The sequence below is a fragment of the Achromobacter maghribensis genome, assembly GCF_057334215.1.
Genome location: NZ_JBHFII010000061.1, coordinates 615,208 through 621,021, shown reverse-complemented (window position 1 = coordinate 621,021; position 5,814 = coordinate 615,208). Strand labels below are relative to the sequence as shown.

Below are 5,814 nucleotides of genomic sequence, written 5' to 3'. Positions count from 1 at the left end.
GCCCGTGTTCGGCACGAATCCGCTGGCATTCGCCTGGCCGCGCCCGGCGGGCAACCCGTACGTGTTCGACTTCGCCACCAGCATGGTGGCGCGCGGCGAGATCGAACTGCACCGCCGCACCGGCAAGCCGATCCCCGAAGGCTGGGCGATTGACGCAAACGGGCAGCCGACCACAGACGCCGCTGCCGGCCTTGCCGGCGCGATGCTGACCTTCGGTTCGTACAAGGGTTCGGCGCTATCCACCATGATCGAACTGTTGGCCGGCCCCCTGATCGGTGACTGGACCAGCCTGCAATCGCAGGCGTTCGACGCCGGCGCGAAGGGCACGCCGCTGCACGGAGAACTGCTGATCGCGCTGGACCCCGGCATTCTTGGCCGGGGGCAGCGCACCCTGAACGACGCCGGTGCCGAAGCCATGCTGGACGCCATCGCTGGCCAAGGCGCCCGCCTGCCCTCCGAGCGCCGCTTCAAGGCCCGCGCCAAGAGCGAGCAGGAAGGCGTCTGGGTCAGCCGGGCGCTGTACGACGAAGTCCGGGCGCTGGGGGCTTAAACCAGGTTCTTCGCGCGTGGATCGTGCTTGCCCAGGCGGGTCAGCAGATGGTCCACCTCGGCCTTCGCTGCGGGCGTCAGCGCGCCGCCCGGGCGGCGCTGAGCCGCGCTGGACAAGATGCCGCGGCGCATCATCACGTACTTGCGCACCGCCAGCCCCACGCCCGGTTGCTGTTCGTAGCGCAACAGCGGCAGGTGCGCATCGAACAGGTCGTGCGCCGCTTCCGTCTTGCCCTCGCCCACCCATTTCACGAAGTCGCAAAGCATGTCGGGAAAGCAATAGCCGGTGTTGGCGCCATCGGCGCCGCGCGCCATTTCGTAGTCCAGGAACAGGCCGTTGTTGCCGCACAGGATCGAGATATGGCGCATCGCGCCCTCGGCCTCGAAGCGGCGCAGCGCCGAGATCTTTTCCAGGCCCGGCCAGTCTTCATGCTTGAGCATCACGCACGAGGCCAGGTCCGTCACGATGCGCCGGATGACCGACGGCGCCATCTGCACGGAGAAGGTCAGCGGATAGTCCTGCAGCACGAACGGCACGTCGTCGCCGATGGCGTCGACCGCCTGGTGGTAGTAGGTGACGATCTGGTCGTCGGTGCGCAACGTGTTGGGAGGCGCGATCATCACCCCGGCCGCGCCCAGGTCCATCACGGCGCGGGTCAGCGAGCGCATGGACGCGAAGCCCGGCGCCGACACGCCCACCACGATGGGCATGCCGCCCGCCTTGCCGATCACCTGCGAGGCGATCTCCAGCGATTCCGTGAAATCCAGCTTCGGGGCTTCGCCCAGTTGGCCCAACACCGTCAAGCCGGTCGCGCCGCAAGACTGGTAGAAATCCATCATCCGGTCGATCGATGCGCGGTCGACCGCGCCATCATCGAAAAACGGCGTGGGCGCGATGGGGAATACGCCCTTGGCGTCAGCGGTCAGTTTCATCTTCAACATCCTTGAATAGCTTGGCTTCGAGTGTCTTTGACTACGTTCAGATACTGGCGATCAGGCCGCCGTCCACGCGGATCGTCGATCCGGTGATGTAGCTGGCGCGCGTGCTGGCCAAGAACGCCACCGCGTCGCCGTACTCCTTCGGATCGCCATAGCGGCCCACGGGAATGCTGCCGGTGCTTTCGCGGCTGACCTCCTCCACGCTGCGTCCTTCGCGCTTGGCGCGCGCCTCGTCCAGGAACGAGATACGCGCGGTGGCGATGCGGCCGGGCAACACGATGTTCGACGTGATGCCGTCCTTGCCCACTTCGCGCGCCAAGGTCTTGGACCACCCCACCAGCGACATGCGCAGCGCATTGGAAATGCCCAGGTTCGGAATCGGCGCGATCACGCCGGACGAGGTGCTGGTGATGATCCGGCCCCACTGCCGTTCGCGCATGCCGGGCAACACGCGATCGGTCAGCTTGATGACGGATAGCACCATGCCTTCGAAGTGCTCGCGCCATAGATCGGCCGTCTGGCCCGACGAGGGCGTGGGCGGCGGCCCGCCCGTGTTGTTGACCAGGATATCAACGGCACCCACGTGGGACTCGATCCATGCGACCTGGCTATCGATCGCATCCAGCGCGCGCAGATCCCATTGCATCGGAAAGGCGGTCAGCCCGTCCGCCTGGATCCGGTCCGCCGTGGCGGTGGCCGCCTCCAGGTTCAGATCCGCCACCACCACCCGCGCGCCTTCCTGCGCCAGCGATGCGGCGATGGCGCCACCCAGCCCGCCGCCGCCGCCCAGCACCAGCGCGGTCTTGCCCGTGATACCCAAATCCATCCTTACCTCCGTCGTGGAACCTATCCAGACCGGCAGCAATCTGCCCGTCGCTTGATTTGATTTTCGGCCATTGAACGGCGGTTTGAAAACGGAAAATAGTCAGGTAGATCATTCGTTTTATGAATGATCTATCCAAGGATGACAGCTAGTCATAGACCTATCCAAAGCGAGAAAAAGGCGGGCCGCACGGTATAGTGAACCCCTACCCGTCATGTATTTACAGAATGAACCCGCGCCGCCTGACCCCGTCCATGTCACTCTTGCTGGCCTTTGAAGCCAGCGCGCGCCATCTCAGTTTCACGCGTGCAGCGACGGAGCTCGCGTTGACGCAAAGTGCGGTCAGCCGCCAAGTGCAGGCGCTGGAAGATCTGCTGGAAGTGGCCCTTTTCCGCCGCGAGAAACGGCGCATCTTGCTGACCGAAGCCGGCATGCGGTATCAGAAGGAACTGGAAGCGGCGCTGCAACGCATCCGCAGCGCATCGCTGCAAGCCATCTCGCACCGGACCGGGCGCGGCGCCTTTCATCTGGCCGCGCTGCCCACCTTTACCGCGAAATGGCTGATGCCCCGGCTGAACCGGTTCTATGAAAAGCACCCCGGCATCCTGGTCCACCTGCACTCGCGGGTCACGCGCTTTGACCTGGATCTGGCCGGCATCGACGCCGTGATTGCCGTGGGCGATGGCGATTGGCCGGGGCTGGCGTCTTACCGCCTGATGGACGAACACGTCATCCCCGTCATCAGCCCTGAGCTGGCGGCCCGCCACCCTATCCGCAAACCGGCCGATCTGGCTCAGCACAGCTTGCTGCAAGTGGCGGCCCGACCGGCGGTGTGGCAGCGCTGGTTCGAAGCGCATGAACTGCCGGTGCGGACCATGCGCTGGGGCGCCCAGTTCGAGCTGACCACGCATTTGATCCAGGCCGTCGCGTCGGGCATCGGCATCGGGCTGCTGCCGACTTTCCTGGTGGAGGACGAACTGCGCCAAGGCGTTCTGGCGCCCGCCATCGACGAATCCTTCAGCACCGGAGCAGGCTACTTTTTCCTGGCCCCGCCGGACAAGCTTGCCACCCCGCCCGTCGCCGCCTTCAGGGATTGGCTGCTGGAGGAAAGCGGCCAAGCCGGCACGATGGCGGGAGCCAGCGCGCCTTGACCGTCAGGCCGGGTCTGGCAACCCCGCCAGCAATTTGTCCAGCGTGACGGGATATTCCCGCACGCGCACCCCGGTGGCGTGGGTGATCGCATTGGCAATCGCCGCCCCGACCCCGCACAGACCCAACTCGCCCACGCCCTTGGCTTTCATGGGCGACGACACGGGGTCGGTTTCGTCCAGGAAGATCACCTCTTGCACCGGGATATCGGCGTGCACCGGCACCTCGTAGCTTGCCAGGTCATGGTTGACGAAGAAACCGGCCCGCTGGTCAATCGCCAGTTCCTCCATCAGCGCCGCGCCGATACCCATCGTCATCGCGCCGATCACCTGGCTGCGGGCGGTCTTCGGGTTGAGGATGCGCCCCGCCGCACACACTGCCAGCATGCGGCGGATTCTGGTCTCGCCCGTGTAGGCGTCCACCGCGACTTCGACGAAGTGGGCGCCGAACGTGGACTGCTGGAATTGCTTGTCCAGGTCGCCGAATTCCAGCACGTCCTCGGCGACCAGGTCGCCGTCCGTGGCCGCCTGCCGCAGCAGCGCCGTGCGGCCGCCCGCCTCCGTCACGGAACCGTCCGCGAACACCGCCCCGTCAGCAGCGAAGCCCAGGCGCTGCAGAACTGCGGCACGCAATTTCTGGCATGCCGCATACACCCCCGCGGTTGAACTGTTGGCCCCCCACTGCCCGCCGGAACCGGCCGACACCGGGAAAGCCGAATCGCCCAGGCGCACGATGACTTTCGCCAGCGGCACGCCCAGCATCTCGGCCGCGGTCTGCGCGATGATGGTGTAGCTGCCGGTGCCGATATCGGTCATGTCGGTTTCCACGATGACCTGGCCCGCGGCATCCAGGCGCACACGCGCGGCCGAATCGGTCACCAGATTGTTGCGGAACGCCGCCGCCATGCCCATGCCCACAAGCCACCGGCCATCCCGGCTTGCGCCGGGGCGCGCGCGGCGTTCCGCCCACCCGAAACGCGCCGCACCCATACGCAGGCATTCGATGAAGCGCCGCTGGGAGAACGGGCGCGCCGGGGCGGCCGGGTCTACCTGCGTGTCGTTGCGCACCCGGAATTCCACGGGATCCATGCCCAGTGCTTCGGCCATCTCGTCCATGGCGATTTCCAGGGCCATCATCCCCGGCGCCTCGCCAGGGGCTCGCATCGCGTTGCCCTCGGGCAAATCCAGTTCCATCAGATGTAGCGCGGTCAGCCGGTTGGCGCCGGCGTACAGCAGGCGCGTCTGCTGCACGGCTTCTTCGGGATTGCCGCCCGGCAGGTCGCCCGACCAGCTTTCATGCGCGATCGCGGTGATCTTGCCATCCTGCCCGGCCCCGATGCGGATGCGCTGGATCGTGGCGGGCCGATGCGTCGTATTGTTGGCGACCAGCGGACGCGCCAGCGCGACCTTGACCGGCCGCCGCGCGGCGCGCGCCCCCAGCGCCGCCAAAAGGGCGTCCGCCCGCACGAATAGCTTGCCGCCGAAACCGCCGCCCACGTAGGGGGAAATCAATCGCACTTTGTCCTTGGGCAAACCCAGGGTCTTGGCCACGTCGCTGCGCCCCCAGTCGACCATCTGGTTCGATGTCCACAACGTCAGCGCGTCGCCCTCCCACACGGCGGTGGACGCATGCGGCTCCATCATCGCGTGGGATTGATCGGGCGTGCGGTAGGTGTGGTCGATTTTCACGGCGGCCGCCGCATAGGCCCCTTCAAAGTCGCCCACCACGTCCGGCTTGGGCTGGCCGCCCGCTTTCTTGCCGGTTTTCTTGCCGGCGGAGTCGCCGGCGGCTTTCTCGGCCGCCAGGTCGAACGCGCCCGGCGCGCGCTCGTATTGCACCCGGATCAGCCGGCTTGCCGCCCGCGCCTGTTCCAGGGTTTCGGCCACGACCAGCGCAATGGCCTGGTGGTAATGCTGGATCTCGGGCCCGCCCAACAGCGTGGCGGTGTTCATTTTTCCCTTGCCCAGTTTGCCGGCATTTTGCGCGGTGACCACGGCCAGCACACCGGGCGCGCGCCGCGCCGCTTCGATATCCATGGCGCGGATCCGTCCTTTGGCAATCGCAGCGCCAAGCACATAGCCGACGGCCGCATCGGGCACCGTGTCGTGGTGTTCGTATGCATAAACGGCCTTGCCCGTGGTCTTCAATGGACCGTCGATGCGGTCTACGCCATGGCCGACGATTTTCAACTGATCGATGGGATTCTGTGTGGCGGGAGTATCGAATTTCATTGCGTCAGGCCCTCGATTCCGTCAAGACCGCGCTGAGCGTCCGCGCGGCCAGCGTCAGCTTGAAGGCGTTATCGGCGGTGGGCTTCGCGCCCGCCAACAGCCGTTCGGCGGCCGGCGCGAAGC

The 5,814-nt window shown here is 66.4% G+C and carries 5 protein-coding genes and 1 pseudogene; 2 read left to right on the top strand and 4 right to left on the bottom strand.

Annotation, left to right across the window (positions count from 1 at the left end):
- The coding region (locus ACE039_RS28830) for an Ldh family oxidoreductase (protein ID WP_485824029.1) at positions 1-550 on the top strand (550 nt) is incomplete at its 5' end.
- Here ACE039_RS28830 and ACE039_RS28825 read toward each other — a convergent pair.
- Positions 547-1,482 (bottom strand): dihydrodipicolinate synthase family protein, encoded by a 936-nt coding sequence (locus tag ACE039_RS28825; RefSeq protein WP_332007851.1) that lies wholly within the window; start codon positions 1,480-1,482, stop codon positions 547-549. The genes ACE039_RS28830 and ACE039_RS28825 overlap by 4 nt on opposite strands.
- A 46-nt stretch (positions 1,483-1,528) precedes the next feature.
- Positions 1,529-2,314 carry an SDR family oxidoreductase gene (locus ACE039_RS28820; RefSeq protein ID WP_485824028.1) on the bottom strand — a complete coding sequence of 262 codons (786 nt, stop codon included), beginning with the start codon at positions 2,312-2,314 and terminating at the stop codon, positions 1,529-1,531.
- A gap of 251 nt (positions 2,315-2,565) precedes the next feature.
- Between ACE039_RS28820 and ACE039_RS28815 the strand changes: the two genes are divergently transcribed.
- A complete protein-coding gene (locus tag ACE039_RS28815; RefSeq protein WP_485824027.1) occupies positions 2,566-3,462 on the top strand; it encodes a LysR substrate-binding domain-containing protein in 897 nt (298 codons plus the stop codon).
- 3 nt (positions 3,463-3,465) lie between these two features.
- Here the strand turns inward: ACE039_RS28815 and paoC are convergent, their stop codons facing one another.
- Together paoC and ACE039_RS28805 are read right to left on the bottom strand one after the other, a co-directional pair.
- On the bottom strand, positions 3,466-5,691 hold the full coding sequence (gene paoC, locus ACE039_RS28810) for an aldehyde oxidoreductase molybdenum-binding subunit PaoC (protein WP_485824026.1): 2,226 nt from the start codon (positions 5,689-5,691) through the stop codon (positions 3,466-3,468).
- A gap of 4 nt (positions 5,692-5,695) precedes the next feature.
- Positions 5,696-5,814: pseudogene (locus ACE039_RS28805) on the bottom strand (FAD binding domain-containing protein); the annotation flags it as partial.

Coding starts and splice junctions, on each gene's coding strand:
- ACE039_RS28825 (WP_332007851.1), bottom strand. CDS start 1,482: ATGAAACTGACCGCTGACGCCAAGGGCGTATTCCCCATCGCGCCCACG.
- ACE039_RS28820 (WP_485824028.1), bottom strand. CDS start 2,314: ATGGATTTGGGTATCACGGGCAAGACCGCGCTGGTGCTGGGCGGCGGC.
- ACE039_RS28815 (WP_485824027.1), top strand. CDS start 2,566: ATGTCACTCTTGCTGGCCTTTGAAGCCAGCGCGCGCCATCTCAGTTTC.
- paoC (WP_485824026.1), bottom strand. CDS start 5,691: ATGAAATTCGATACTCCCGCCACACAGAATCCCATCGATCAGTTGAAA.